This window comes from Enterococcus sp. DIV2453a, assembly GCF_050533535.1.
Lineage (GTDB): Bacteria > Bacillota > Bacilli > Lactobacillales > Enterococcaceae > Enterococcus > Enterococcus faecalis.
In genome coordinates this window covers 1,856,481-1,883,346 of the sequence record NZ_CP172899.1, presented here as the reverse complement: position 1 = coordinate 1,883,346, position 26,866 = coordinate 1,856,481, and the positions used below count along the sequence as shown (strand labels likewise).

Genomic DNA, 26,866 nt, shown 5'->3' with positions numbered 1-26,866 from the left:
CAGGAGGCTGAGGCATTAGCTGAGCGCTTTTGGCTCAGCCTTTTACATAATAGAAAGGAAGAGGAAGATGGAAAGTACAGGGATTCAACGGTTGTTTTACCTTTCCTGGACAGTAATCAAACTAAATTTACTGTTTGTTTTATTTAGTTTAGCTGGAGGGATTATTTTTGGTGTTGGTCCAGCACTCCAAATGATGACTGATTTCATTTTGGAAGAGGGCATGAATTATCAAGCAATCACCGTTAAACGAGCATTTGAATCATGGAAAGCACATTTTAAAAGAAGTAACTGTTATTTTCTACTTTTTCTCTTCACTTTAGGATTTGTTTTTTATAATATTTATTTAGCCGTTCAATTTACCGGAATAATGTGGTTAATTATTACATTTATTTTATTTTTTGTTTCCCTAATACTCGTTATTTTTTACATTTATATGCTACTATATGAAGGAAGCTATTTTATCTCAACTATTGATTTAATGAAGCTTTCATTTATCAGTATCTTTTTAAACCTCGGTGTATTTTTTAAAGTCTTATTCGGTGTAATTAGTATCGTTGCTTTAACTTGGAAAATGAAAGGACTGCTACTATTTGCTTCGTTTGCCTTAATTATGATGTGGTGTGCCTATGTCACGCGCAAAAATCGCCAGTTTATTGATGGAAAGTTGGAACAAAATGAAGCGAATCTTCAAAAAACTGTTTAAAAAAAAATATTTATTAAATCGATTAGTACAAAAATACAGTCTACTGTTAACAAGTATTATTTTGTTAACGGTGGCTGCTTTGTGCGTTTATGTTACTTATACAATTAACTTATCAATTGATTCACAAAAAAATAACGCCGTTTCCCAAATTGACAGCTATGTAACGAATAAAAATAATGCGGCGACAAATATGATTAATGAATTAGCTGGCTCTGCAAGTAAAATTGAAAACATGCGAAAATATATGGAACTTTCTCCTCCTGAGTATTTTGACTATACTTACAGTCAATGGTCGGAAGATCGGGTCAGTACCCACTTTGGAAATAATTTAAGTACATTATTTAGCACCTTTCCTGACTTAGAAGAAGTGATTATTCGCTTAGATGAATTTGATCAGGTTTTGTTCGCCAATCGCACAGCTACAAATGGGAAAAAAATGGATATGTCATCAATTAAAAAACATGGCTTTCAACTAATGCGAATTATCTCCGATCCTTATACAGGACAACCGCTGGGAGAATTGTACACTGTGTTTTCAAGTCAAGAGTTGCTAGGCAACCAAGCAGACTTATTGAAAAAATCAGGTATTAATGCGTTTATCTATGATAGTGCTGGGAATCAAATTTTTTCTGAAAAAGCACAATTTACCAAAGAAGAAGAGCGGCAACTAGATAAAAGAATGCACACCGATAGTGACATTCAACAGGTTTTTCATAATCGCTACGATATTACGGAAATAGAAAGCAGTGGCCGGAGTACCATTCTCTTATTAACAAGCCGCCGAGTCTTATTTCAACAATTGTTTATGAATTATGCAGCCATTTTAGGGATTGGGTTACTTTTGATTGTTATTTTATTAGTGGGCTTAAACCGCCTGTTTAAACGCTATTCTCAACAAGTCCAATTAATTTTAGAAGCGACACGAGCCATTGGCGATGGCAATTTAAAAGAACGAATTGACACGAATCAAGTTCAGGAAGAATTGAATGATATTGCTTCTGCGATTAATTTTATGGTAGACAGTTTAGATCAATACATTCACGATATTTATACTTTAGAAATTAAGCAACGCGATGCCCACATGAGAGCATTACAGTCGCAAATTAATCCTCATTTTCTTTATAATACGTTGGAATATATTCGCATGTATGCCTTGAGTCGGCAACAAGAAGAACTAGCTGATGTTGTCTATGCTTTTTCAACGTTACTTAGGAATAATATTAACCAAGAAAAAACCACGACCTTGGCAGAGGAAATCTCATTTTGCGAAAAATATGTGTATTTGTATCAAATGCGTTATCCCGACCAATTTGCCTATAAGTTCGAAATAGAAGAAACAATTGCTGATGTTGAAATTCCTAAGTTCATCATTCAGCCGCTTGTCGAAAATTATTTTGTGCATGGAATTGACTATCAACGACAAGACAATGCTATCAAGGTCCACGCCTACCGAGAAGGCGAAAAAATTATTGTGGCTGTTGTGGATAATGGAAAAGGAATTACCGCCAATCGGTTAGAGGAAATTCGCGAACGTTTAAATCAAACAGAAATAGAAACGGAACAATCCATTGGATTAAGAAATGTTCATGAACGTTTACAACGCTTTTTTGGGGAGAGTTATGGTTTAACCATTGAAGGGAAAGAAGGAGAAGGGACGACAATTCGTCTTTCGTTTGTAGCATAAGGGGTGAAAAGATGTATCGAGTGATGTTTGTTGATGATGAATATATGATTTTAGAAGGCTTAAAATGGATTATTCCTTGGCAAGAGTTAGGCTTTGAAATTGTTAAAACAGCGCGTAGTGCGCAAGAAGCATTGGCTTTTTTAGAAACAGAATCCATTGATGTTTTATTAACAGATATTACGATGCCGGAAATGAGTGGGATCGAATTAATTGAGCAAGCAAAGAAAAAAGGACATCAATTTATTAGTTTAATTTTATCAGGTTATCAAGAGTTTGATTACGTCAAAAAAGGCATGGCTTTGCAGGTCCAAGATTATCTTTTGAAACCAGTCAATAAGCAAGAACTATTAGCCAATATCCAAAGAATCAAAACAGAATTGGACCAACAAAAAAAATCCCATGCTCGCGTGCGTCTATATTTAGAAAATGGCTTGATGCGTTGGCTTAATGATGAAATCAGCGAAGGGGAATACGAAGAGTTAATGCAGCAATTTACGACTATAAAACCAGGTGATTTTACCGTTTTATTGGTTGAAGCTGAGATGCCATTTTTAGAAACAATCAAGGAACTATTTATGAAAAAAGGTCAACTGTTATTCATTGAAAGTTGGATGAGTACGTACCACCAATTGTTACTTATCTATAAAGGGGCCAGACAAGAAGCGTTCTTATTTATTCGTGAAATTGAAGCGATTCTAGCTGGTCAAGGTCAGATTTTTGTAGGGGAATCTGTCAATGAATGGGAAACGGTTTATGAAAGTTATGAGAAAGTAAAACAGTTGCAAGCAATTGAAACGTTCTATCAAGAATTTCTGCCAAATAATCAAAAAGAACAAATGAATCGTTCGGCAGAAGATTTTACTTTTCTAGCGTTTAACCAAGCCTTGATGATTGGGGATATGCAGACCATTCAACGGGAATTAGATGCTATTTTCAATCAGTTAAGTCAACAACACGCTACGCCAGAATATGTACGCTATGTAGTCTTCTTACTTTTTTCAGATATTTCCCGTCAGTATCCAACTGTGTTAGAAGAAAACTATGAAAAAATCGTGGAAGAAATTCGAGCCAGCAACAATCTTAATACACTGTATGCGTTAATGCAGCAAGTCTTGGCAGAAGTGAAAAATAAACCTAAAATAAAAAAATATTCAGAAAGTGTTAGCCAAGCTGTAGAAAGAATTGAACAAGGCTATTTAGAAGAATTAAACTTAAAAACGGTGGCGGATGAGCTCCATTTGAACCCTAGTTATTTAGGCCAAATTTTCAAAAAAGAAACCAAGCGGAGTTTTTCTCAATATTTGAATCAAGTGCGTACCAAGCATGCCCAAAAATTATTATTGTACACGGATGATACAATCAACGAAATTTCAGAAAAAGTAGGATTTAACAATACCAACTACTTTTCAAAAATGTTTAAAAAATTAAATGGAATTACGCCAAAAGAATTTCGAGAGCAATACCAATCAAATTACGCAGGTGTCGAAGAATAAAAAGAAAGATGTTCAATTTTTATGAACATCTTTCTTTTTATTATTTTTCTGTACTTAATGAAAACGGTCGTTCTGCTGTGTTTTGTGGATTCGGGACGATCCCTAATTGATAATCTAAAGTCCCGCCGTTTAATAGTTCTTGATGAGTAAAATAAGGCGCAGTATGTTTTTCTTGGTTTAACTGAATTTCATGAATAAATTGTTGTTGGACTTTGTTTGGTGATGTCTGAATGGTTAACTGTTTACCATTTGATAGTTTTACTTCCGCCGTCTGGACTAAAGGCATCCCGATTACATATTCACCAGTTCCTGGTGTGACGGGATAAAAGCCTAAGCTATTAAAAATATACCAAGCAGACATGCTACCATTGTCTTCATCACCTGGATAGCCAGTTGGTGAAGCATCAAATGTTTGCATTAGTTGTTTTAAAAGTGGTTGAGCCATCTCTGGTTTGCCGATGTAGCTGAATAGAAACGGATAATGGAAACTTGGTTGATTTGAGATGGCTAATTGACCAAAATCAATTGCGGCCATTTCACTCATTTCATGAATTTCAAAACCATAGCCTTCAACGTTAAAGTTAGGCGCTTGATTGCAGAGCTGAATTAATTTTTTTTCGAAAGCTAACTCGCTACCATATAGCTTAATCAAACCTGCAAAATCTTGATAAACCGCAAAACTTGATTGCCAAGCACTTCCTTCGGCGTAATCTTTGCCCCAACGAATATCTAAAAAGTCAGGACGGAAATTGCCTTCAGTATCCTTTGCTTGCATAAAGCCAGTTTCAGGATTAAAAAGTTGTTGATAATTCAAGGCTTGTTGACGATAAAACGTTGCGGTCTCTGAATCATTCAGTGTTTTTGCAACTTGCGAAATACAGAAATCGCTGTACGCATAATCTAAGGTATGATTGACAGATTCATGATAGGTTGAAGGAACATAGCCATATTTTAGATAATCCAGAGTTCCTTGACGTCCATAATTTTCTCGTTCGCTTTGTTGTGTAGCGCCTTTTTTCATCGCTTCTAGGAACTGAGGCATCAAGTCAGGACGAATCTTTTTCACGGCGGCATCAGCAATGACAGCGTCAATCAAGGTGCCGGGCATTAAACCACGCTCATCTGGCGATAACCATTTTGGCAAGAAACCTGTTTCGTTGTAACTATTTAAAAAGCCTTCTAGCATCTCTTCGTATTTTTCTTGAGCAATTAGTGAGAACAATGGGTAAACCGTTTTATAAGTATCCCAAAAGCCATTATTGGTATATAGTACACCAGGACGAACCGTTTGTGAGAACGTATCATAATGAATCGGCTGCTGATTTTCGTCCAATTCATAAAAGGTTTGCGGAAATAGGAATGTTCGATACAGTGTATGATAAAACGTTTTAGTATGTTCAGGATTTTCATGCGTTACTTTAAGGCGATCGAAATAATTATGCCAATCTGCGATTCCTTGTTGCAGCATCTCAGTAGAATGCAAAGAGATTTCTCGCGCTAAATTTAACTGCGCTTGTTTTTCAGAAATAAATGAACTACTAAAATGAACAACTTGTTGAGCAATATTTCCAAAAGAAAGAAGGATTTTGCCATCTTCACCTGAAGAAGGGGCAAACCATTTGGTTAAAGGCTGTTCAAAATGAAGCACGAAATAAAAACTAAAATCTGGATCTTCACAACCAGAATAGTTGATGACTTTTACAGCCACTTGATGGTCATCTAATTGTTTTACTTGATAACGTCCAGGCAGAGTTAGCAGTAAGTGATTATCTTTTTGTTGATAATCAATGGTTAAGATACCACCATACATGCTTGGGATTAATTGAGAAGTTATTTGATAGCGTAATTGAGTTAAGTTAATTTCGACAGGAGAAAAAAGGCTTTCTTCTGGACGATAAGAACTTTGGGCATGGAATAAAGAAAGTTCCGACAATGAACCACTGACAGGGGTCATTAATAAATGGCTAAAATCACCCATCCAAGGACTTGGTTGATGCGTTACTCGATAGCCTTGAAATGTACGATCTTCTGGATGAAACCACCAGCTGCCTTTTTGGTCAGTTGTTTGCGGGGCGTAAAAGTTCATCCCAAATGGCACGCCAGTATAGGGTAGACAATTCCCATTTGAAAAACTATGTTGGTTGGCAGTTCCGTGTCGCGTATCAATCGCTTGAATATTCATGAAAGTAGCTCCTTTGTTTTAAATGATATATCATATAGGCTGATTATAGCACAAAAAACGAGAAATGAAAGCGTATTTATTCGCTTTTTTATTTATTTTTAACGAATTGGTATATTCAATTTGAAGAGGGAATTGACAAGCATGTTACAATGGATAAGGAATCGATATTGGAGTGATTGTTATTTATTTTTTTAGTACAAAAAGTCAGCAATTTTTTGCGTATGTTTGGGCCATTTTCCCAGTCATCGCCTTTTTTTTGGTTAGTTTTTATACATTGGATTTTTTATTTTCCCCAAGCTATTTAATTATGGTGCCTGTATTTACTATTATGTTTAAAATTAACTATAAAAAAGATTATTCATTTGTAGCGCTGCTCAAAATGAGTATCAGGCAATTTGTGATCAGTTTTTTAGCATTTATAGCTAGTAGTTCCTTTAGCTGGTCTATTATTTTAAATAGTAGTGTGACATTTTTAATTGTTTATTTATTTTATTCATCTGCGACACCGATGCGGTATCATAGTTATTTGATGATGTTTACGTTTTGTCAGTTAATCCAGGTTAAAGGAAATACATTTTTGATGCAATCTCAAGTTGTGGCCTTTTTAATTGGTCTTTTTTTATTGGCTTTAACATTAAACGCTTGGTGGCAAACAGGATTAAGTCAGTTAACCAGCTTAAAGAGTAGAGGCCATAAAAGCATTCAATTAAATATGAAACAACAAAAATTGGCGGTTATTAATTTCTGGCACGACTTACAACAGACTTTTTTTGGGATCACAAGTTTCAAACAATTTTTAGAAAGTCCTGACGAAAGGGTGCAACGATTTCGTTTAGCTGTTCGTATGAGCTTCACCATTACGCTGAGTTTTATTTTAATGTGGAGTGTAGGAGGCATTAAAATAATTTGGATTCCGATGAATGTTTTTCTACTCTTGCATCCAGTGAAAGCAGAAATGAATACGCGTATTAAGACACGTTTTTGGGGGACTCTTTTAGGATGTTTCCTTAGTCTGTTTGTTGTCAATTGGCTTCAATTGCCACTGACACACCTCGTTGTTTCTAGTTTGATTGGCATTTTTGTTTATTCCCTAAAACCAGGAACCGTGTTACAAGTGACAATGGCAACGATTTTTGGGTTATGTTTGGCAACAATTAGTTTACGAGGGATGTACGCCGCAGAGTTGCGGGTCTCTTTTGTATTATTGGCAATTTTTGTTGTTTGCTTAATTGATTTAGGTTTATTTGTTTATCAGCGTATTTTACGTTTTTAAAAAGTGTGGCACAGAGGGTGATTTACCCGTTGTGCCACACTTTTTAATTTTCTAAATTCGTTAATTTTTCCAAGTAATGATTTTCTATTTGCGGAAAATCTATTTTTTCTGGTGCTGCATCAGGGGTTTCAAGTACTTGCTTCAAGCGGTTGAGAACAATTGACCAACCAGCGATATCTTTATGGCGAGGTGTTGTAAAATTTTCTGGGAGAGATTCTGAGAAGACTAACAGGGTCTGATGAGGTGCTTGTTCTTTTAAGTCAAAATAGATGATACCAGTATCCCAAGTCACGCCCAGATATTTTTCCTCTGCATAATCAGTGAAAGGCATCGTTTCTTCAAAATCGGGCAGAATAAACCGCCAAAACCCGTTAACACCTAATTCACCAATTTCTAATTCTGGAAACCATTGTTTTAGCTTGTCTGTCTCAGTCAGGTAGCGCCAAATCGTTTGAGGGCTGGCTGAAATTGCTCGTTCTGTACCAAAATAAATCGTCTGGTTTTCTAAGCGAAAGGTATCTTTCATTTTGTTTCTCTCCTTTATTTATTATTCATGAAGTTCTAAAGGTAGTCCATCTGGATCAAAAAAGAAGGTCATTTTTTCACCCGTAAAATCATCTACTCGTAGCGGTTCTGTTTCAATTCCTTGCTCATTTAAAAAAGCAATCACTTCTTCAATATGTTCAACTTTAAAAGCTAAATGACGTAATCCTAAAGCTTCAGGATAAGAGGGGCGAGCGGGAAATTGATCAGAAATAAAAATTTCCAATTCTTGGCTGCCTAATTTTAAATCTAATTTAATATCGTTTTTTTCGGGACGATGATTTTCGCGAAGAACTTCAAAGCCCAACTTTTCGACATAAAAATTTTTAGTTACTTGATAATTTGAGGCATTGATTGCCACATGATGAATTTCTTTAAAAAACATTTTTCATACTCCTTTTCGTTTTTTCCCTCTGTAGTATAGCAATAAAGAAGCAGCTAAAAAAGCGTTCTGTTTGACTCTTTAAGAAAAGACAAGGGATTTGTAAAAAAATAAAATTATTTTTTTGAAAGAAAGCGCTTGCCAAAAAAAGAATAATCAAGTATGATGTATATACAACTTAATTGTATATACAAGTTTGAGAGGAGAATGTAAAATGGGTAAGTTTCAAAGCGATGCACAACAGTTGTTGAAAGCAGTAGGAGGCAAAGAAAATATTTCAGCTGTTTCTCATTGTGCAACTCGAATGCGTTTTGTATTAAAAGATCCAAAAAAAGCGGATGTACCTGTGATTGAAGATATTCCTTCTGTAAAAGGAACCTTTACCAATGCTGGACAGTTTCAAGTAATTATTGGGAATGAAGTCCCACAATTTTATAATGATTTTTCTGCAATTTCCGGTTTAGAAGGGGTTTCAAAAGAAGAAGGGAAAGCAGCTGCCAAAAGTAATTTGAGTCCTGTTCAACGAGTTGTTTCTGTTTTAGCTGAGATTTTTACACCATTAATTCCTGCACTTGTTATCGGGGGATTGATTTTAGGATTCCGCAATATTTTGGAAGGGGTTCCATTTGGCTTTCTTGATGGTCAAACAATCGTGGAAGTTTCTCAATTTTGGAATGGAGTCAATTCATTCTTATGGTTAATCGGCGAAGCAATTTTCCACTTCTTGCCAGTTGGGATTACGTGGAGTATTACGAAGAAAATGGGAACCACACAAATTTTGGGGATTGTCCTAGGGATTACATTAGTCTCACCACAACTTCTGAATGCTTATTCAGTTGCGACGATTAAAGCAGCAGAAATTCCTTTCTGGGATTTTGGGTTTGCTCAAGTTAACATGATTGGTTATCAAGCGCAAGTTATCCCAGCTATGTTAGCCGGCTTCTTGCTTGCCTATCTTGAAATTTTCTTTAGAAAAGTGATTCCTCAAGCAATTTCAATGATTTTTGTCCCATTGTTTGCTTTAGTACCAACAGTATTGGCTGCACATGTCATTTTAGGACCAATCGGTTGGACGATTGGTAGTTGGGTTTCTGATATCGTAAATGCAGGATTAACGTCAACATTTAATTGGTTATTTGGCGCCGTCTTTGGCTTTATGTACGCACCATTAGTCATCACTGGGTTGCATCATATGAGTAATGCGATTGACTTACAGTTGATTGCTGACTTTCAGTCAACCAACTTATGGCCAATGATTGCTCTATCAAACATTGCACAAGGTTCAGCGGTTTTAGCAGTTATCTTTATGCATCGTGGAAACAAAAAAGAAGAACAAGTTTCGATTCCAGCAATGATTTCTTGTTACCTAGGTGTGACTGAACCAGCGATGTTTGGGATCAACTTAAAATATGTTTATCCATTTGTTGCGGGCATGATTGGTTCGGCAATGGCCGGAATGTTTGCCACTTTAATGGGCGTTCGTGCGACCAGTATCGGCGTCGGTGGCTTGCCAGGAATTTTATCTATTGTGCCACAATATTACTTGCCGTTTTTAGGCGCAATGGTGATTGCGATTATCGTACCAATGGGCTTAACTTATATTTTCAGAAAGAAAGGCATCTTTAATAAAGTCGATCCAGTTGATGAAGCAACAGGGATGTTATACAGCGAAGAAGGGTAATCGCTTTTTGAAGTAAAGAAGAATTCGTAGACATTTGTCTACGAATTCTTCTTCTTTTTATAGAAACTATTGGCTTTTTTCTCTCTTTCAGTTAGACTAAAAAGGTTGAGAAAAGGAGAGCGTAAAAATGGATATTTATTTAAAAAAAGCAATTTTACACATTATTGATCGAGAAACTGGGACGCCGGTTTTCTCTGAAAAGGAACTAGATTTAACGACCGAGTATATTCGAACGTATTTAACTGCAAAAATTTCAAAACTTTCGACTGCACAAACAAAGACTGGAACATTGGCGGAAAATAGTTCCTTTGTTGACACGTTACGTGGGATTCCTAGTGATTTTGTGAAGAAAAGCCAAGAAGTTACCCAACATTGGTATGATGTTTATTCAGGAAGCGAAGATGCGCCTAGTGCTGATATTTTGTTCATTTTATATGAATTAGATACGGTGTTACATGTCGCAATGATTAAATTAAACTATAAAGAAAGTTACACGCATTACGTCGACTATGAAGAAGAATCCGTTTATAACAAACTGATTATCAATCGAGCAATTTTGTCTTCAAAATCACAAAAACCAGATGAAGGGATTACGGTTGACTTAGATACATTAGCATTTGAATTACTAGAGAAAAGATATGAATTTTCAGGAGAAAAAATCTGGTATTTCTCTGAAAAAGTGATTGAGACGCAAGCGGCACCTTCCATGGAAGAAAATATCAAAGAAATTAAAAAGGCAGTCAAACGCATTGGAAAGAAATTTAACGAAGATGAGTTTGAACTAATGGCTTCGGTAAAAGAAGCGGTATATGATAGCATTGAGGAAACGGGAACGATTGACAATGAGCAAATTGCTGAGCAAGTGTTTAAAGAAAATGTATCAGCTAAATTAGCTTACCAAGAAGAAGTGAATGAGTCGAAGTTTGTCGACAAAACACCGCCAGTCAGAGAATCTCGCGAAATTTCTGAAAAGAAATTTGGCAAACAAAAGTTAAAAATGGATAACGGTATTGAATTAATTGTTCCGTTAGATGTTTACCGCAATGGCGATTTAATTGAATTCGTCAATAATCCAGATGGCACAGTGTCCATTATGCTAAAAAATATCGAAAAAATTAGTAATCAATTATAAAGAAAAAACCGTTGGTCGTTTGCCAACGGTTTTTTCTTTATTTTAATTTTTCTAAAGCTTTTTCAGGGACTTCTTTTTCTGTCACTTCATTCCAACTAATCACGCCTTTACGGGGATTGACTTTCAATTTTAGATAGGCTTTCATACGTAAAGGTTGATCACGGTATTCATTTAATTCCACGGTCTTTTCTTCGCCGTTTTTATTAAACGCAGGTTGTTGATAGTAATACATGGTCGTCGGTTCACCAGAATCTGATTTTTCATCTTTCTTTTCACCAGATGTTGTGATTTGTGTATAATAGGCTTCTCCGCCGTAATAGTAATTATAAACGCCCCAGCTACCACCGGCTAAAATGACTAAGGGGATTAATATTTTTAGTAATGTTTTCATTTTCCTCACCTCAAGGAATAGTATGCCTTTTTTTTGGGAAATTTGCCATATTTTTTTCCGTTAATTGAGTGACACTTTTGTTAGTTTTGGTACTTTCTTGAAAAATTCATCATTTTTTTAAACAAAAGACAACGTTTGTCGCTCCCTTTTTTTCACTATCATGCTACAATAAAGAAAAAAAGATGGAGGTAGGACAATGATGCCCTTTTATTTTGGAATCGATCCAACCTATATATTGGTAATTATTGGAATTGCGATTTCTGGTGCGGCCTCCGCATATGTTAACAGTACCTTTCGTAAATATGATCAAGTACGAAGCAGTAAACATGTTACAGGCACGCAGGCAGCACAATATATTTTACAAAAAGAACAAATTAATGATGTTGGAGTTCAGCAAATTGCGGGTGATTTAACCGACAATTATAATTCTGGAAACAAAATGTTGAGCTTATCCGAAGCCACTGCTCAATCGACATCGGTCGCGGCTATTGGCGTGGCGGCTCATGAATGCGGACATGCGGTACAAGATCATACGAACTATGTGCCTTTACGTCTTCGTGCAGCCATTGTTCCAGTTGCCAACATTGGCTCAACCATCTCCTTTCCACTAATTTTGATTGGTGTTTTATTTAGTTGGAATCAAACATTAATCAACATTGGAATTTTGGCTTTTTCATTAGCCTTGATTTTTCAATTGGTGACTTTACCGGTGGAGTTTAATGCGTCTAGACGTGCATTAAGTATTCTTTCTGAAGGTGGGTTATTAACAGAAGAAGAAGTCCCAATGGCCAGAAAAGTTCTTTTTGCAGCTGCACTTACCTACGTAGCAGCGGCGCTTTCGACCTTTTTACAACTTTTACGTTTGGTTATTTTATTTGGTGGTAACAACCGACGAGACTAAGTGCTAGTAAAGGTCTTTCTATTACGCATAAAAGTAATAATATGTTATGATTAAAGTAGAAAATAACAGAGGAGCTGAAGGAAATGAAAGCATCAACAAAAATTGGTATCGGTTTAAGCATTGCTGCAGTTGCAAGTGTCTCTGTTGCAGTCATCGCTTCTGAAAAAATTATTAAGAAGGTATCTCATGTTTCCAATCGTTATAAAGTTAAAAAGTTTGTAGACGATAAATTTGATGGAAACCAAAAATTATTATCGATTGTCGATGATTTATCCGATGATGAATTAGATTCTGTTTTAAATGTTGTTGATCGTGTGAAAGATGGCGGTTCAAAATTAGCTGAATATGGCGAAAAAGTTAAAGACAATACAGATTCTTTAAAAGAACGCTTTTTCACATTTATTGAAGATGCAATGAAGTAAAAAAGATGGCCTAGGCCATCTTTTTTTTATAAAAATAATTCTTTTGTTTCAACATAATAGCCTCTGCCACCAACTAGAACTTGATCAATTGTCTTTTGGGATGTAGTGTTCAAACGCACTAAGACTTCTGAAGGAGCGTTTAAGGTATAACCTTGGGCAAAGGTGTAATTGGTTTTTTGTAAAATTTGGTGATGGTGCAGATAACAAGCTAACGCACCATTTGATGTACCAGTAGCGGCTTCTTCATCGATGTCATAAAGGGGCGCAAAATTCCTACAAATGATATTTTCTTCAGACAAAGCAAAAAGATGCATCCCAATAACTCCATACTTTTGACTAAGTAACTTAATTTTTTCAAAGTTTGGTTGTAAATCCTGTAATAATTGCGTATTTTTAATGGGAACCAAAATATCTTTTAGGCCCGTTGACACAATCTGGATAGGAAAAGCTGTTGCCACTGCGTTTAAATCAAAGCAGCCGCTCAATTCTTCTAAAGTGAGCGTATCATAAAAAGTTGGGACAGTTTGTTCCATAAATAGTTGTTCACCGTTCGCCGTGATTGCGAGCAAACCGCTGTTCGTTTCGATTGTATATGCTGTTTGCAATAATTTATTTAAGTGCTTCATAATGGTGAAAGCGCCAATTGTCGCGTGGCCACATAAGTCGACTTCTTCTTTTGGTGTAAAATATTCAAGGCGGAAATCAGCAATCTTTGAGTCTGAAATAAAAGCAGTTTCTGCAAATCCTAGTTCTTTGGCGATGGCCATTTTTTGGGTTCTCGTTAAGGGCTGTGTCATAAAAACAACGCCTGCTTTGTTGCCACCTTCGTGGTTTTTACTAAATGCACTAGCGACATATGCGGTAATTTTCATTGGAACGCCTACTTTCTAATTGGGAATAAAAAACATACGAGTACAAAATGGACGTGCTACTTTCTTAATAACAAATAACAAAAGATTAAATCATCCATTTTTTTTAAAGATAAGCCAGTTTGTTCAAAAAACTTTTCCAACCGATAGTGTAAAGTATTTCGATGCATAAATAAATCTTTTGCAGTGGAGCTGATATTGCCTTGATTTTTCCACAAAGCGCTGATGATTGGCTGAATATCGGTGTCTTTATTTAATAAACGACGATAATACTCGACAAGTATATTTTGACTCATGGCTTCCTTGGTAAAATAGTGGAGGGCGACATCGGTTAAACTAAAAACAGTCGTCCGACTAGAGGAATTAAGTTCTTCTGAAAAAATACGTTGTTCTTCATGGAAACAACGCCGGAGAATGTCTTCAGAGGAATAAAAATTGCCAACAAATACAGCACTAGTGCAATCAAAGTCTGTATCTAATGTTAAAAAGATCCCTTGAATTTCTTCTTGTTGAAAGGTCTTTTTTGACTGTTCTTCAACTAAAATATACATATTATTACTTGGACTGAAACAATCAACTGTATCTGGAAACATCTTTGTTAAATTAAATTGCCATTCAGCTTGTAATTCTTTTGGGACATTCGTTTGAATTTGCAACATACGAAAGGTCCCTTCGGCAGGTAATTTTGCCTGTTGAAATAAGTAACTGAACCAAGGATGGTTACCAGTAATTGTTGGGTTTTCAGAAATCGGGAAAAGCGCTTCCAACAAATGCTGTTCTTTAATACTTAAGAAAGCTTTATTCACAATGAAAAATTGGTCGTCAACAGGAATTGAATAGGTGGCTTCGGAACCAATTGTTTTTGATAAATAGCCTTTGGGATAAAGCTGAGATAAATTTTCAATAATCATAGACACACCTCACTGATTTATTGTACCATGAAGCAAGACAGAAGTTTAGTGGGAAAAAGCCGAAAGGTGGAAATTAATTGGGGAAAAAAGAAACAACGTTAACACAAGAAGAAAAAGAATTTTTTATGCGAGAAGCCATTGCAGAAGCGAAAAAAGCAGAAGGTTTGGCTGAGGTGCCTATTGGAGCTGTAATTGTTCGGCAAGGGGAAATTATTGGCCGCGGGCATAATCTGAGAGAAGCACGGCAAGAAGCAACGGCGCATGCAGAAATGTATGCAATCCAAGAAGCGTGTCGCGGGATAGAAAATTGGCGTCTAGAAGAAACCCAATTATTTGTAACTTTAGAACCTTGTCCAATGTGTAGTGGGGCGATGCTTTTGGCACGAATTCCAGAAGTTTATTATGGCGCAACCGATCCTAAAGCAGGCACTGCTGGCACATTGATGAATTTATTAGAAGATGAACGCTTCAATCATGTGGCCTATGTCGAAGCAGGCGTTTTAGAAGAAGAGTGTCGCTTATTGTTAGTTCAGTTCTTTAAAAAGTTACGGGCAAAGAAAAAAGAAGAGAAACTTTTAAAAAATCAAAAGAAAGACTAGTCAAAAGAATAAAAATACGTTATACTAGGTTTTGCCGAAAGGCTAGGACAATGGCGGGCTAGTGAATTGTGTCAGATCCGGAAGGAAGCAGCACTAAGCAAGTGCCGCCATGTGTCTGATTGAATAAGGAACGTATCAAGGCTGAGAAGCCTTTTTTTATTTGAAATAAAAAGAAGCAAGCCGTAAAAAATAACGGCTTGCTTCTTTTTAAATTTATGCCCAATCGCCATTTCTAAAAACTGGAACAATCGTCCCGTCTTCCTTAATGCCGTCAATATTCATTTTGTCAGATCCTACCATAAAGTCCACATGTGTTTGGCTACGATTTAAACCAGCTTCAGCTAATTCTTCTTCGCTCATCTCCGTGCCGCCTTGTAAGTTGAAGGCATAGGCCGAACCAAAGGCTAAATGATTAGAGGCGTTTTCATCGAACAATGTATTATAAAAAATCAAACCGGATTGTGAAATTGGTGAAGGGTCTGGTACTAAAGCAACTTCTCCTAAGTGTTTGGCACCTTCATCAATAGCTAAGAGATTTTTCAATGCTTCTTCGCCTTGTTCAGCTGAGAAGTCAACAACTTTTCCATCTTTAAATGTAAATTTCATTCCCGAAATGATTGTGCCAGCATAACTTAGTGGTTTTGTACTAGAAACATAACCATCAACGCGGCGACTATCTGGGGCGGTGAAAACTTCTTCTGTTGGCATATTAGCCATAAATTCTTCCCCACGAGCGTTATAACTACCAGCGCCTTCCCATAAATGGTTTTTAGGCAAACCAATCGTTAAATCTGTCCCAGGAGCTGTGTAGTGTAAAGCAGTAAATTGTTGTTCGTTTAATTCAGCCGCTTTTTCTTGTAATTTTTTATCATGGATATCCCAAGCAATAACTGGGTTTTCTTCATAAATTCGTGTTGTTTTGAAAATTTCATTCCAAAGTGCATCAACTTGTTCTTCACTTGTTGCTAATTCTGGAAAGACTTTAGCTGCCCAGCCTTCACTAGCAGCAGCTACAACAGTCCAACTTACTTTGTTGGCTTGTGTTGCTTTTCGTAGGTTGACCAATGCTTTCCCATTAGCCGCTTGGAAAGCTGCTACACGTTGTGCATCCACGCCAGCTAATGCATCAGGATTAGAAGAAACCACGCTAATTCGGCTTGCGCCTTTGGCAATCCAATCATCGGTTTGATCAATTTTATATTGAGGAACATTTTCAATACGATCAGTTGCAGCATGAGCTAAAAATTCACGTTGAATGGTTTCGTCACTCCATTGAACAATTACTTCGGCCGCACCTAAGCGATAAGCTTCTTCCGTAATTAAGCGGGCAAGGGGCGCTTGATCGACACTGATTTGTAAAACAACCGTATGATTGTCCTGAACATTGACACCCGTTTCAGCAATTAAACGTGCATATTTCTTTAGATTTTCATTAAAATTCTCTAAGGTCATTCGTGATTCCTCCTTCATTTTGATGGGTAATGACTGCTCATATCATAACACGGAAGAGCAGGGAACTCAACGAAATAAAGCCTTTATCAACTGTTATTTTAAGTTGGGGTAAAAGTTGTCGTGCTCCCGCTCAGTGAACTTTTGTACAAAGAGTTGTTCTAATTTTGCATAATAGAAAAATCGTGTTACAATAACCATAAGCATTTATTTGGAAGCGTTGTATATGAATGAATAAAGGGGATAGGGAATTATGGCAAGAAAAAAAACCATTACGAAAGAGCAGATTTTAACAGCTGCCTATGAAGTAGTCGCCACTGAAGGATTTTCGAAGTTCACTGCACGTAATATTGCTAATAAAATGAAATGTTCCACCCAACCGATTTATTTGGAATTTAAAAACATGGATGATTTACGCGATGCTTTATTCCAAAAAATTCATAAATACTTAGCGAAAGAAGTCTTTCCAGTAAAACATACCGGAAATACAATTGTTGATTTGGCTTTAAACTATATTCATTTTGCGACAAGTGAAAGTAAGTTATACCGTGCGCTTTATTTAGAAGAATATGGTGGCGGCAAAAAAATGCAAGAATTCTCTTATCACTATTTTACTGAAGCGGTAAAAGCTGATCCTGAGTATGCTAATTTAAACGATGTTCAAATTGACTCTTTACACATGGGAACATGGGTGGTCGCTACTGGTGTGGCTGCGTTGATGACTTCTGGAATTATTCATCCTTCAGAAGAACAAATCATTCATTTAATGAAAGATAGTATTGAAGCAATTCTTGAACGAGATGAACCAATTGATATTGACCTATAAAAATTAAAAAAAGTGTAACCTCATGCTGATAACTTCTGTGAGGTTACAGCAAAAGACTGTTTCTTAAAAGAACGGTCTTTTTTTGTTAAGTGTATTAATGGTAGATTATTCGCAACCATGCTACAGTAAAGAAGAGAAATAGAAAGGGGCAAAAAACATGAACCGAGTGAAAGATAAGCGTTTATGGCTAAGTATTGTAGGAATTACCGGACTAGGGCTCTTGTCGGGCTTATTTTCAGTAAATGCGAGAGAATATTATCAAGCGTTGAGATTACCAAGTTTTGCTCCGCCAGGCTGGTTATTTGGACCAGTGTGGTTGGTGTTGTATATTTTTATGGGCATTACTTTTTATTTCATCTTAGTTCATCCAAATAAACAACAGAAAAAACGGATGATTACGCTATTTATTTTACAATTTATTGCAAACTTTTTCTGGACATTTTTCTTTTTTTCTTTACAAAATAATTTATTATCTGTGATTGATATCTCATTGTTATGGCTATTATTAATAGTTCAACAGTGGGACTACTTGCGTTATAAATTAATAACGCGTGGCTGGTTGATGATTCCTTATATTCTTTGGGTTACTTTTGCGGCAGCTTTAAATTACAGTATTTTATTTTTAAATTAGGAATATCAAAACACCAGAGAAAAATGGGAACTAGCCATTTTTTTCTGGTGTTTATTTTATTTATTTCAACGTAGTTATTCTGCGGCAGTTGCTAATTTTTTCGCAAATTCTTCTAAACGTTGGATGTCGTCTTCTTCAGCGGCTAAATCAACTTTAACGCTGTCGGCGCCTTTTTTTGCCCCAATTTGAGTAAAGACTGCTTCGAAGTCGTCCACCGATTTACAAAAATCATCATAAAATGTGTCTCCTGAACCACAAACGCCGAAGATTTTTCCTGATAAATCAATCTCTTGTAAGTCTTCATAAAAGTCGACAATTTCATCAGGTAAATCGCCATCGCCATACGTATATGTAGCTACTACACAGATATCGGCCTCTTCAAAATCAGCGGCATCGACTTGCGTACACTCATCAATTTCGACCTCTAATTCTAAATCTTCAAATGCTTCTGCAACAATGTCGGCAATTTCTTCTGTATTCCCAGTCATGCTTGCATACACAATTTTAGCTAACGTCATAAACTTTCTTCCCCCTCATACAATTCTGTCACTTATTATAGCAGATGCGCATTTCTTATAAAAGACTAGCGAGTGCTTTTATTAAGGGACTTTTTGAAAATTGGTGTTTGAACAATCTTTTTTGCCAAAAATGTGATAAAATAATTTGAATGAAACAAGTTTAGGAGAGATAGTATGATTACATTAAAATCACCACGAGAAATTGAAATGATGGATGAATCAGGGGAATTATTAGCGGATGTTCACCGTCATTTACGGACGTTTATTAAACCTGGCATTACAAGCTGGGATATTGAAGTATTTGTGAGAGACTTTATTGAAAGTCATGGTGGCGTGGCGGCTCAAATTGGCTATGAAGGTTACAAATATGCTACCTGTTGTAGTATCAACGACGAAATTTGCCACGGATTTCCTCGTAAAAAAGTATTAAAAGATGGCGACCTAATCAAAGTAGATATGTGTGTCGACTTAAAGGGCGCAATCTCTGATTCATGCTGGTCTTATGTCGTGGGTGAATCAACACCTGAAATTAATCGCTTGATGGAAGTAACCAAAAAAGCGCTATATCTTGGGATTGAACAAGCACAAGTAGGAAATAGAATTGGCGACATTGGTCATGCAATTCAAACGTATGTAGAAGGAGAAGGCTACGGGGTAGTTCGCGATTTTGTAGGCCACGGCATTGGCCCAACTATCCATGAAAGTCCAATGATCCCTCACTATGGTGAAGCAGGTAAAGGGCTACGTTTAAAAGAGGGAATGGTTATTACCATTGAGCCAATGGTTAACACAGGAACTTGGCGCATGAAAATGGACCCAAATGGTTGGACTGCTTATACTGAAGATGGCGGTCTAAGTTGTCAATATGAACATTCATTAGCGATTACGAAAGAAGGTCCAAGAATCTTAACGTCACAAGGCGAAGAATTGACTTATTAATAAGGAGAGTGTGTGATGAAGTTTCTCGACAACATCAAAAAGAATCAATCTTTGATGCGTTTTATTGAGACAACGCAAAGTCACATGGTCACAGCCGAAATAGGCAACAGCTCAGTGGTTGTTGCCTATTATTTATTACTCTCGCTGTTTCCATTACTGATTGCGGTAGGTAATGTCTTACCTTATTTAAGAATCGACCCTAATTCTGTGTTGCCTTATATTGCAGAGGCGATTCCGAAAGATGTTTATAAGAACTTAGAACCAGCGATTCGTTCACTACTGACTCAACGTTCAGGCGGGTTGCTTTCTGTTTCCGCTTTAGCAGCATTTTGGAGTGCCAGTCAAAGTATTAATGCACTACAAAATGCGATGAATAAAGCTTTTGGTGTCGAACAAAGGAAAAATTTTATTCTCGTAAGAGTGGTCTCATTTTTAGTTATTTTGTTATTTATGGTAGCGATTGTTGGTGTAGTAGTAATTTTAGGTCTGGGTCAGTACATTATTGAATTACTGCAACCAATTTTCCATTACTCAACATCTGTGATCGATACTTTCCAAGCGTTAAAATGGCCGTTAACGACCGTTGTTTTATTAGTGATTATGTGTTTGATTTATGCGGTCGTTCCTAATCGGAAATTATCGTTACGTTCTATTTTGCCAGGGGCTATTTTTTCGACAGTCGGTTGGATGCTATTATCACAAATTTTTGGTTTGTACGTAAAATATTTTAGTTCTAGAATCGCAAGTTATCAAATCATCGGGAGTTTTATCATCTTGATGTTATGGTTGAATTTTGCTGCCACGATTATTATTTTAGGAGCGATTGTCAACGCTGTCGTTGATGAATATTTATCTGGAGATAAAGAAAAAAAACAACCAAGTTTTGAACAACGCTTGTTTAGATGGTTTAAAAGGAAAAAATAAATGGATTTCTTTAAAAAAGTCTAAACCGTTGCCAGAACACATGTTTCAGCTTGTAAATGCTTCAGTTTACGGTATAATATACCCTGAACGAGAAGAAAGTGGGTTCGACTATGTCACTATTTATTTATGAAGTTTTGATACGTTTATTTATGACATTTATCTTATCTTTGCTATTAACACCACTTGTTAAGCTTCTAGCGTTTCGGATTGGCGCCTATGATGCACCAGGAGAGCGACGAATCAATACCAAAAATATGCCTACAGCAGGAGGACTTGCAATCTACATTGCTTTTGCTAGTTCATGTTTATTGATTTTTCGTTCGATTATCCCACAAGATTATATTTGGCCGATTATTTTGGCTGGTGGAATGGTTGTTTTGACAGGCCTCATTGATGATATTAAAGAGATTACTCCAATGAAAAAAACAATCGGTATTTTGTTAGCAGCATTAGTTATTTATTTTGTTGCTGGAATTCGGATAGATTTTGTGACGTTGCCAGTTGTTGGAATGATTGATTTACGCTGGTTTAGTTTACCACTAACTTTATTGTGGATTTTAGCGATTACGAATGCAGTAAATTTAATTGATGGTTTGGATGGTTTAGCATCAGGCGTATCCATTATTGGATTAACCACGATTGGTATTACAGGGTATTTTTTCCTACATGCTAAAACGGTCTATATTCCAATTGTTATTTTTATTTTAGTTGCGAGCATTGCGGGATTTTTCCCATACAATTTTTATCCGGCTAAAATATTTCTAGGAGATACCGGGGCGTTATTCCTCGGGTTTATGATTGCAGTAATGTCGTTACAGGGCTTGAAAAATGCTACGTTTATTACGGTAATTACGCCAATGGTGATTTTAGGTGTGCCAATTACGGATACGGTTTATGCAATTATTCGACGGCTATTGAACAAGAAGCCCATTTCCTCAGCAGATAAAATGCATTTGCATCACCGCTTGTTATCTTTAGGTTTTACCCATAAAGGGGCGGTCATGACTATTTATGCGTTAGCGTTAGTTTTTTCCTTTGTTTCTTTATTGTTCAGCTATTCAAGTACAGTAGCATCAATTTTATTAATTGTCTTTTGTTTAATTGGCTTAGAACTATTCATTGAACTAATCGGTCTAGTTGGCGAAGGACATCAACCGTTGATGTATTTGTTACGGATTTTAGGGAATCGTGAATATCGTCAGGAGCAAATGAAAAAGCGACTTGGCAAGCATTCTAAGAGAAAGTAAAGAAATCTTTAGGTTGCTTTGCGAGAGCGTAAACCTATGATATAATTCCATTAAACTTAAAAAAGTATATGTGTGAAACATATGCTTTTTTTTTAAGACGATGTTTCAGTAGTAAGGAGAAATGAGCATGCAAGAAATGGTAACAATCTCGATTGTCACTTATAATAGTCGTTACATTTTTAATGTACTAGACCAATTAAAAGCTGAACTAGGTACTGATAGTATTTATGATATTCATATCTATGACAATCATTCTGAAACAGCGTATCTTGAAAAATTAACAACATATGAACCATTTATTACTATCCATCGCGCTGAAGAAAATCAAGGGTTTGGTCATGGTCATAATCAAGTGTTATTCAATGCTTCGACAAAATATGCAATTATTTTTAATCCCGATGTTTTGGTTACTAAAGACGTGCTTGATCGTCTATTAGACCGTATCAAAATAGATAAGAACATTGCAGTCGTTAGCCCTAAAGTGTTAAATGAAGATGGCACGACGCAATATTTAGTTCGTCAAAAATTAGATGTCTTCGATTATATGTTACGTTTTATTCCCTTTCAATTTGTAAAGAAAATTTTTGATAAACGTTTGAGTATTTATGAATGTCGCGATTTGTCGGATACAGAAACAACGGATATTAAAATGGGCTCAGGCTGTTTTATGTTGATTGATCGTGAAAAATTCGTTGAAATTGGTGGGTTCGATGAACGTTTCTTCATGTACTTTGAAGACAACGATTTATGTTTACGTTTTGGCAAAGCAGGCTATCGGATTCTCTATACGCCTTTTGAAACGGTTGTTCACATGTATGAAAAGGGCGCCCATAAAAGTCGAAAATTGTTTAAAATCTTTATGCAATCAATGGGGAAATTTTTTAACAAATGGGGCTGGAGGTTCTTTTAATGAGTCAAAGATTAGCGGTAGTCATCGTCTTATATCAAATGAAAATGGCTGATACGCCGAATTATTTGTTATTAAAAGAAGTGGTAAATCATCCCGAATTGCACTTGTTTATTTATGACAACAGTCCACTTCCTCAAGAAGATGCATTATTTTTACAACAAAATGTTACTTATCGACATAATCCTGATAATCCAGGCTTAGCGACTGCTTATAATGAAGCAATTGCTTTTAGTCAAGCGAATCAATGTGAATTATTGTTGCTCCTTGACCAAGACACAGAAGTGCCAGCCTCTTATTTTGATACGTTGATCATCATGCCATTAGATCCGACTGTGGCAGTCTATGTTCCAATTGTAGAAGCAAATGGACAACAAATTTCGCCAGTATATAGTGATCAATACGTTGGGCTTAAAGGAGCAAAGCCAGCAGCAGGGATAGCCAACCAACCGTTGATGGCTATCAATTCTGGTACAGTTATTACGGCAGAAACGCTACGCTGGTTGGAAGGATTTTCGGAAGAATTTCCTTTGGACTATTTAGACCATTGGTTCTTTTATCAATTAAATCAAGCCAATAAAAAGATTGAAGTCTTACCAATCCACCTAAAACAAGAATTGTCTGTTTTAGATTATCGTACAATGAGTCCTCAACGTTATCGCTCTATTATTGAAGCAGAAACGTTATTTTATCGTCGATATGATCAAGAAAAGTTTTCCCATCATCGACGCCATTTATTTTTACGCAGTAGTAAGCAATTTTTAACTGTCAAAAATCGCCAAATTTGGCGGCAAACATTGGCAGAATTTCTCAAGTTAATGAAAGGATAATCTATGATCTCAGTTTGTATTGCGACATATAATGGAGAAAAATATCTCGCGGAACAATTAGATAGTATTCTTTTACAAGTCAGTGAAGAAGATGAACTAATTATTTCAGATGATGGTTCTACTGATCATACGTTGGAAATTTTGAGGACGTATGCAGCGAATTATCCCCAAATTCAATTGTTACAAGGTCCAGGGCAAGGAGTGATTGCTAATTTTGCATTTGCGCTTACGCATACGAAAGGCGAAGTAATATTTTTAGCAGATCAAGATGACGTTTGGTTGCCAAATAAAGTAACGACGGTGACAGAATATTTTGAAACGCACCCTGACATCCAAGTGGTTATTAGTGACTTGAAAATTGTTGATGCGGATTTACAAGTTACCAATCCCTCTTATTTTAAGTTTCGAAAAGTCAAACCAGGATTTTGGCGAAATGCGATAAAAAGTGGCTATATTGGGGCAGGTATGGCCTTTCGTCAAGAGATGAAAAACGTCATTTTACCCATTCCGCCGGAAGTTCCTATGCATGATATGTGGATTGGTTTATTAGCTGCACGGAAGAAGCAAACGGGTCTCATTAAAGAACCATTAGTGCTTTACCGAAGACATGGAGCGAATGTCAGCCCCATTATTACCAAAACAAGTTTCCAACAAAAATTAAATTGGCGTGTGAATTTATTAAAAGCTTTACATCAGCGTTTAAAGGAACAGCGCTAAACCTTTACAGATTTGTAAAATTTACGTAAAAAACATGACAAACCCTATGCTTAATGCGATAATAGGGAAGGATATTTGGTTTTATAGAAACTAAAAATAGAAGTATTTAAGGAGATTGTTCATGAAAGGAATTATTTTAGCAGGCGGAAGCGGGACACGCTTATATCCGTTAACAAAAGCAACATCAAAACAATTAATGCCAATTTACGACAAACCAATGATTTATTACCCAATGTCAACGTTAATGTTGGCGGGAATTAATGAAATTTTGATTATCTCTACACCAGAAGATACACCACGTTTTGAAAGCTTATTCGGCGATGGCCATGATTTAGGCATTCATATCGAATACGCGGTACAAGAAAGCCCAGATGGTTTGGCGCAAGCATTTATTATTGGTGAAGAATTTATTGGTGATGATAGTGTCTGCTTAGTTTTAGGGGACAATATTTATTATGGTGGCGGCTTATCAAAAATGTTGCAACGAGCGGCTTCTAAAGAATCAGGGGCAACAGTCTTTGGTTACCATGTAAATGATCCAGAGCGTTTCGGCGTGGTAGAATTTGATGAAGAGATGCGGGCGCTTTCTATTGAAGAAAAACCAGCACAACCAAAGTCAAATTATGCAGTGACAGGTTTGTATTTTTACGACAATGAAGTGGTTGAAATTGCGAAAGGGATCAAACCGTCAGAACGTGGGGAATTAGAAATAACAGACGTTAATAAAGTCTACCTTGAAAAAAATAAACTTTCTGTTGAGGTAATGGGCCGTGGCTTTGCTTGGTTAGATACAGGCACACACGAATCCTTATTAGAAGCGTCAACATTTATTGAAACAATTGAAAAACGTCAAAATTTAAAAGTCGCTTGTTTGGAAGAAATTGCTTATCGAATGGGCTATATTACAAAAGAACAATTGGTAGAATTGGCACAACCATTGAAGAAAAATGGCTACGGCCAATACTTGCTACGTTTAGCAGCAGAATAGGAGCGAAGAAACGTGAAAGTTATTGATACAAAATTACAAGATGTCAAAATTATCGAAATGGATGTTTTCGGTGATCATCGTGGCTTTTTTACAGAAAGTTATTCCAAAGCTAAATTTGCAGAACATGGATTAGACTTTGATTTTGTCCAAGATAATCATTCATTATCAACAGAAGCAGGTGTCTTGCGTGGATTGCATTTTCAAAAAGGCGAAGCTGCGCAAACAAAACTAATTCGCGTTGTAACAGGTGCGGTATTAGATGTGATTGTTGATATTCGTAAAGGGAGTCCAACCTATGGTCAATGGGAAGGCTACATTTTATCAGAACATAATCACCGTCAGCTTTTAGTACCAAAAGGTTTTGCTCATGGTTTTGTCACCTTGACACCGAACGTGAACTTTATGTACAAGTGTGACAATTACTACAATGCGGCAGCAGACGGCGGTATTGCTTTTAACGATCCAGCGTTAGCTATTGATTGGCCAATTGCGCCAGAAAAAGCGATTACGTCAGAAAAGGATCAAAAACATCCAACCTTAAAAGAATTTGAAGCGGAAAATCCGTTTATCTATGGCGAAATTTAAGAAAAAAGTAGGAGAGTTTCAATTATGAAAAAAATCATCGTAACAGGTGGAGCTGGTTTTATCGGCTCAAATTTTGTTCATTATGTTGTAAAGAATCATCCAGAAGTTCATGTAACTGTATTAGATAAATTAACGTATGCAGGAAATGAAAAAAATCTTGAAGGTCTACCAAGTGATCGTGTGGAATTAGTCGTAGGAGATATCGCTGATGCTGAATTAGTTAATCGTTTAGTCGCTGAAACAGATGCGGTCGTTCACTATGCTGCTGAATCGCATAACGACAACTCATTAAACGACCCATTCCCATTTGTACAAACCAATCTGATTGGGACGTACACATTGATCGAAGCTTGCCGTAAAAACAATGTTCGTTACCACCACGTATCGACTGATGAAGTTTATGGCGATTTACCTTTAAGAGAAGATTTACCAGGACATGGAGAAGGCGAAGGGGAAAAATTCACTGCCGAAACGCCTTACAATCCTTCAAGTCCTTATTCTTCAACAAAAGCAGGATCTGACTTGTTAGTCAAAGCGTGGGTTCGTTCTTTCAACTTACAAGCAACAATTTCAAATTGTTCAAATAACTATGGGCCATATCAACATATTGAAAAATTTATTCCTCGTCAAATTACCAATGTCTTAAGTGGCATTACACCAAAACTTTATGGTGCTGGTAAAAATGTTCGTGACTGGATTCATACAAACGACCATTCTTCGGCTGTTTGGGCAATTTTAACAAAAGGGCAAATTGGCGAAACATATTTAATCGGAGCCGATGGTGAAGAAGACAATAAAACAGTGATGGAATTAATTTTAGAATTAATGGGACAACCTGTTGATGCCTATGAGCATGTCAACGATCGTGCAGGACATGACTTACGTTATGCGATTGATTCAACCAGATTACGCGAAGAATTAGGTTGGGAACCAGAATTCACGAATTTCCGTGAAGGCTTGGCAGAAACAATCAAGTGGTATACAGAAAATGAAGACTGGTGGCGTGCAGATAAAGAAGCTGTTGAAGCAAAATATGCACAAAATGGTCAGTAATTTTTTCTGACATGTGAGATAACAGTCGAAAGGCGATGGCAAAGTACAAAAGCTACTTTGCCCTGCCTTTTTTTCAAGAAGGAGCG

At 36.5% G+C, this 26,866-nt stretch carries 28 protein-coding genes and 1 other RNA gene; 21 read left to right on the top strand and 8 right to left on the bottom strand.

What is annotated here, in order from left to right; translation table 11 throughout:
• Positions 1–67 precede the first annotated feature (67 nt).
• Genes IGK03_RS09280 through IGK03_RS09270 form a run of 3 tightly spaced genes read left to right on the top strand, consistent with a single transcriptional unit; the run spans position 68 to position 3,880 of the window.
• Positions 68–703: a YesL family protein gene (locus tag IGK03_RS09280; RefSeq protein ID WP_002362905.1), complete on the top strand. Its 636-nt coding sequence runs from the start codon at positions 68–70 to the stop codon at positions 701–703.
• Complete coding sequence (locus tag IGK03_RS09275; protein ID WP_002356857.1) at positions 657–2,387, top strand: sensor histidine kinase; 1,731 nt, start codon at positions 657–659, stop codon at positions 2,385–2,387. The genes IGK03_RS09280 and IGK03_RS09275 overlap by 47 nt, the downstream gene beginning before the upstream one ends.
• Before the next feature lie 11 nt (positions 2,388–2,398).
• The gene (locus IGK03_RS09270) at positions 2,399–3,880 is read left to right on the top strand and encodes a response regulator transcription factor (protein WP_002356858.1); all 1,482 of its coding nucleotides are present in this window, start codon (positions 2,399–2,401) and stop codon (positions 3,878–3,880) included.
• A 40-nt stretch (positions 3,881–3,920) separates the two neighbouring features.
• Here the strand turns inward: IGK03_RS09270 and IGK03_RS09265 are convergent, their stop codons facing one another.
• A complete protein-coding gene (locus IGK03_RS09265) occupies positions 3,921–6,062 on the bottom strand; it encodes a GH92 family glycosyl hydrolase (protein WP_010713244.1) in 2,142 nt (713 codons plus the stop codon).
• A 172-nt stretch (positions 6,063–6,234) separates the two neighbouring features.
• Here IGK03_RS09265 and IGK03_RS09260 point away from each other — a divergent pair, with 172 nt between their 5' ends.
• On the top strand, positions 6,235–7,335 hold the full coding sequence (locus IGK03_RS09260; RefSeq protein ID WP_010775975.1) for an FUSC family protein: 1,101 nt from the start codon (positions 6,235–6,237) through the stop codon (positions 7,333–7,335).
• A gap of 43 nt (positions 7,336–7,378) precedes the next feature.
• Here the strand turns inward: IGK03_RS09260 and IGK03_RS09255 are convergent, their stop codons facing one another.
• A complete protein-coding gene (locus tag IGK03_RS09255) occupies positions 7,379–7,861 on the bottom strand; it encodes an SRPBCC family protein (RefSeq protein ID WP_010713246.1) in 483 nt (160 codons plus the stop codon).
• Between the two features lie 21 nt (positions 7,862–7,882).
• Entirely contained in the window at positions 7,883–8,263 is a 381-nt protein-coding gene (gene gloA2 / locus IGK03_RS09250; protein ID WP_002366964.1) for an SMU1112c/YaeR family gloxylase I-like metalloprotein, read from the bottom strand.
• A 211-nt stretch (positions 8,264–8,474) separates the two neighbouring features.
• On the opposite strand from gloA2, the gene treP reads away from it, so the two are divergent.
• A complete protein-coding gene (gene treP, locus IGK03_RS09245; protein WP_430602253.1) occupies positions 8,475–9,941 on the top strand; it encodes a PTS system trehalose-specific EIIBC component in 1,467 nt (488 codons plus the stop codon).
• A 127-nt stretch (positions 9,942–10,068) separates the two neighbouring features.
• Positions 10,069–11,073: a nucleoid-associated protein gene (locus tag IGK03_RS09240; protein ID WP_002356866.1), complete on the top strand. Its 1,005-nt coding sequence runs from the start codon at positions 10,069–10,071 to the stop codon at positions 11,071–11,073.
• Between the two features lie 37 nt (positions 11,074–11,110).
• Here the strand turns inward: IGK03_RS09240 and IGK03_RS09235 are convergent, their stop codons facing one another.
• Positions 11,111–11,464 (bottom strand): YxeA family protein, encoded by a 354-nt coding sequence (locus tag IGK03_RS09235; RefSeq protein WP_002398569.1) that lies wholly within the window; start codon positions 11,462–11,464, stop codon positions 11,111–11,113.
• 196 nt (positions 11,465–11,660) lie between these two features.
• On the opposite strand from IGK03_RS09235, the gene IGK03_RS09230 reads away from it, so the two are divergent.
• Both IGK03_RS09230 and IGK03_RS09225 read left to right on the top strand, forming a co-directional pair.
• Positions 11,661–12,365, top strand: coding sequence for a zinc metallopeptidase (locus tag IGK03_RS09230; RefSeq protein WP_002384290.1), 705 nt, complete (start codon positions 11,661–11,663; stop codon positions 12,363–12,365).
• Positions 12,366–12,448: 83 nt separating this feature from the next.
• Positions 12,449–12,787: a hypothetical protein gene (locus tag IGK03_RS09225; RefSeq protein ID WP_002356871.1), complete on the top strand. Its 339-nt coding sequence runs from the start codon at positions 12,449–12,451 to the stop codon at positions 12,785–12,787.
• 26 nt (positions 12,788–12,813) lie between these two features.
• On the opposite strand, the gene IGK03_RS09220 is transcribed toward IGK03_RS09225, so the two are convergent.
• Both IGK03_RS09220 and IGK03_RS09215 read right to left on the bottom strand, forming a co-directional pair.
• Complete coding sequence (locus IGK03_RS09220) at positions 12,814–13,659, bottom strand: PhzF family phenazine biosynthesis protein (protein ID WP_049095937.1); 846 nt, start codon at positions 13,657–13,659, stop codon at positions 12,814–12,816.
• Positions 13,660–13,715: 56 nt separating this feature from the next.
• Positions 13,716–14,567, bottom strand: a complete 852-nt coding sequence (locus IGK03_RS09215; protein ID WP_033625058.1) for a PucR family transcriptional regulator — start codon at positions 14,565–14,567, stop codon at positions 13,716–13,718.
• 77 nt (positions 14,568–14,644) lie between these two features.
• Here IGK03_RS09215 and tadA point away from each other — a divergent pair, with 77 nt between their 5' ends.
• Positions 14,645–15,166, top strand: a complete 522-nt coding sequence (gene tadA / locus IGK03_RS09210) for a tRNA adenosine(34) deaminase TadA (protein ID WP_002362126.1) — start codon at positions 14,645–14,647, stop codon at positions 15,164–15,166.
• Between the two features lie 39 nt (positions 15,167–15,205).
• An RNA gene (gene ffs, locus IGK03_RS09205) (signal recognition particle sRNA small type) lies at positions 15,206–15,292 on the top strand.
• An 87-nt stretch (positions 15,293–15,379) separates the two neighbouring features.
• Here the strand turns inward: ffs and IGK03_RS09200 are convergent.
• Entirely contained in the window at positions 15,380–16,618 is a 1,239-nt protein-coding gene (locus tag IGK03_RS09200; RefSeq protein WP_002362125.1) for an aminopeptidase, read from the bottom strand.
• A 250-nt stretch (positions 16,619–16,868) separates the two neighbouring features.
• Here IGK03_RS09200 and IGK03_RS09195 point away from each other — a divergent pair, with 250 nt between their 5' ends.
• Positions 16,869–17,441, top strand: coding sequence for a TetR/AcrR family transcriptional regulator (locus IGK03_RS09195; protein ID WP_002356883.1), 573 nt, complete (start codon positions 16,869–16,871; stop codon positions 17,439–17,441).
• Positions 17,442–17,598: 157 nt separating this feature from the next.
• Positions 17,599–18,072, top strand: a complete 474-nt coding sequence (locus tag IGK03_RS09190) for a TspO/MBR family protein (RefSeq protein WP_002356884.1) — start codon at positions 17,599–17,601, stop codon at positions 18,070–18,072.
• Positions 18,073–18,146: 74 nt separating this feature from the next.
• Here IGK03_RS09190 and IGK03_RS09185 read toward each other — a convergent pair whose 3' ends face one another.
• On the bottom strand, positions 18,147–18,590 hold the full coding sequence (locus IGK03_RS09185) for a flavodoxin (RefSeq protein WP_002356885.1): 444 nt from the start codon (positions 18,588–18,590) through the stop codon (positions 18,147–18,149).
• A gap of 174 nt (positions 18,591–18,764) precedes the next feature.
• On the opposite strand from IGK03_RS09185, the gene map reads away from it, so the two are divergent.
• The 9 genes from map (at position 18,765) to rfbB (ending at position 26,780) form a co-directional block, all read left to right on the top strand.
• Positions 18,765–19,529: a type I methionyl aminopeptidase gene (gene map, locus IGK03_RS09180; protein ID WP_202334869.1), complete on the top strand. Its 765-nt coding sequence runs from the start codon at positions 18,765–18,767 to the stop codon at positions 19,527–19,529.
• A 15-nt stretch (positions 19,530–19,544) separates the two neighbouring features.
• A complete protein-coding gene (locus IGK03_RS09175; protein ID WP_010713249.1) occupies positions 19,545–20,453 on the top strand; it encodes a YihY/virulence factor BrkB family protein in 909 nt (302 codons plus the stop codon).
• A 110-nt stretch (positions 20,454–20,563) separates the two neighbouring features.
• The gene (locus IGK03_RS09170) at positions 20,564–21,700 is read left to right on the top strand and encodes an MraY family glycosyltransferase (RefSeq protein ID WP_002366956.1); all 1,137 of its coding nucleotides are present in this window, start codon (positions 20,564–20,566) and stop codon (positions 21,698–21,700) included.
• A 121-nt stretch (positions 21,701–21,821) separates the two neighbouring features.
• A complete protein-coding gene (locus IGK03_RS09165; protein ID WP_002359892.1) occupies positions 21,822–22,610 on the top strand; it encodes a glycosyltransferase family 2 protein in 789 nt (262 codons plus the stop codon).
• The gene (locus IGK03_RS09160; RefSeq protein ID WP_010713251.1) at positions 22,610–23,437 is read left to right on the top strand and encodes a glycosyltransferase; all 828 of its coding nucleotides are present in this window, start codon (positions 22,610–22,612) and stop codon (positions 23,435–23,437) included. The genes IGK03_RS09165 and IGK03_RS09160 overlap by 1 nt, the downstream gene beginning before the upstream one ends.
• A 3-nt stretch (positions 23,438–23,440) precedes the next feature.
• On the top strand, positions 23,441–24,154 hold the full coding sequence (locus IGK03_RS09155) for a glycosyltransferase family 2 protein (RefSeq protein ID WP_002362119.1): 714 nt from the start codon (positions 23,441–23,443) through the stop codon (positions 24,152–24,154).
• A gap of 121 nt (positions 24,155–24,275) precedes the next feature.
• Entirely contained in the window at positions 24,276–25,142 is an 867-nt protein-coding gene (gene rfbA, locus IGK03_RS09150) for a glucose-1-phosphate thymidylyltransferase RfbA (RefSeq protein WP_002364387.1), read from the top strand.
• A gap of 12 nt (positions 25,143–25,154) precedes the next feature.
• A complete protein-coding gene (rfbC, locus tag IGK03_RS09145) occupies positions 25,155–25,727 on the top strand; it encodes a dTDP-4-dehydrorhamnose 3,5-epimerase (protein ID WP_002356893.1) in 573 nt (190 codons plus the stop codon).
• Between the two features lie 24 nt (positions 25,728–25,751).
• Complete coding sequence (gene rfbB / locus IGK03_RS09140) at positions 25,752–26,780, top strand: dTDP-glucose 4,6-dehydratase (protein ID WP_002359895.1); 1,029 nt, start codon at positions 25,752–25,754, stop codon at positions 26,778–26,780.
• The last annotated feature ends 86 nt before the right edge of the window (positions 26,781–26,866 follow it).

Coding starts and splice junctions, on each gene's coding strand:
- IGK03_RS09280 (WP_002362905.1), top strand. CDS start 68: ATGGAAAGTACAGGGATTCAACGGTTGTTTTACCTTTCCTGGACAGTA.
- IGK03_RS09275 (WP_002356857.1), top strand. CDS start 657: ATGGAAAGTTGGAACAAAATGAAGCGAATCTTCAAAAAACTGTTTAAA.
- IGK03_RS09270 (WP_002356858.1), top strand. CDS start 2,399: ATGTATCGAGTGATGTTTGTTGATGATGAATATATGATTTTAGAAGGC.
- IGK03_RS09265 (WP_010713244.1), bottom strand. CDS start 6,062: ATGAATATTCAAGCGATTGATACGCGACACGGAACTGCCAACCAACAT.
- IGK03_RS09255 (WP_010713246.1), bottom strand. CDS start 7,861: ATGAAAGATACCTTTCGCTTAGAAAACCAGACGATTTATTTTGGTACA.
- gloA2 (WP_002366964.1), bottom strand. CDS start 8,263: ATGTTTTTTAAAGAAATTCATCATGTGGCAATCAATGCCTCAAATTAT.
- treP (WP_430602253.1), top strand. CDS start 8,475: ATGGGTAAGTTTCAAAGCGATGCACAACAGTTGTTGAAAGCAGTAGGA.
- IGK03_RS09240 (WP_002356866.1), top strand. CDS start 10,069: ATGGATATTTATTTAAAAAAAGCAATTTTACACATTATTGATCGAGAA.
- IGK03_RS09235 (WP_002398569.1), bottom strand. CDS start 11,464: ATGAAAACATTACTAAAAATATTAATCCCCTTAGTCATTTTAGCCGGT.
- IGK03_RS09230 (WP_002384290.1), top strand. CDS start 11,661: ATGATGCCCTTTTATTTTGGAATCGATCCAACCTATATATTGGTAATT.
- IGK03_RS09225 (WP_002356871.1), top strand. CDS start 12,449: ATGAAAGCATCAACAAAAATTGGTATCGGTTTAAGCATTGCTGCAGTT.
- IGK03_RS09220 (WP_049095937.1), bottom strand. CDS start 13,659: ATGAAAATTACCGCATATGTCGCTAGTGCATTTAGTAAAAACCACGAA.
- IGK03_RS09215 (WP_033625058.1), bottom strand. CDS start 14,567: ATGATTATTGAAAATTTATCTCAGCTTTATCCCAAAGGCTATTTATCA.
- IGK03_RS09200 (WP_002362125.1), bottom strand. CDS start 16,618: ATGACCTTAGAGAATTTTAATGAAAATCTAAAGAAATATGCACGTTTA.
- IGK03_RS09195 (WP_002356883.1), top strand. CDS start 16,869: ATGGCAAGAAAAAAAACCATTACGAAAGAGCAGATTTTAACAGCTGCC.
- IGK03_RS09190 (WP_002356884.1), top strand. CDS start 17,599: ATGAACCGAGTGAAAGATAAGCGTTTATGGCTAAGTATTGTAGGAATT.
- IGK03_RS09185 (WP_002356885.1), bottom strand. CDS start 18,590: ATGACGTTAGCTAAAATTGTGTATGCAAGCATGACTGGGAATACAGAA.
- map (WP_202334869.1), top strand. CDS start 18,765: ATGATTACATTAAAATCACCACGAGAAATTGAAATGATGGATGAATCA.
- IGK03_RS09175 (WP_010713249.1), top strand. CDS start 19,545: ATGAAGTTTCTCGACAACATCAAAAAGAATCAATCTTTGATGCGTTTT.
- IGK03_RS09170 (WP_002366956.1), top strand. CDS start 20,564: ATGTCACTATTTATTTATGAAGTTTTGATACGTTTATTTATGACATTT.
- IGK03_RS09165 (WP_002359892.1), top strand. CDS start 21,822: ATGAGCATGCAAGAAATGGTAACAATCTCGATTGTCACTTATAATAGT.
- IGK03_RS09160 (WP_010713251.1), top strand. CDS start 22,610: ATGAGTCAAAGATTAGCGGTAGTCATCGTCTTATATCAAATGAAAATG.
- IGK03_RS09155 (WP_002362119.1), top strand. CDS start 23,441: ATGATCTCAGTTTGTATTGCGACATATAATGGAGAAAAATATCTCGCG.
- rfbA (WP_002364387.1), top strand. CDS start 24,276: ATGAAAGGAATTATTTTAGCAGGCGGAAGCGGGACACGCTTATATCCG.
- rfbB (WP_002359895.1), top strand. CDS start 25,752: ATGAAAAAAATCATCGTAACAGGTGGAGCTGGTTTTATCGGCTCAAAT.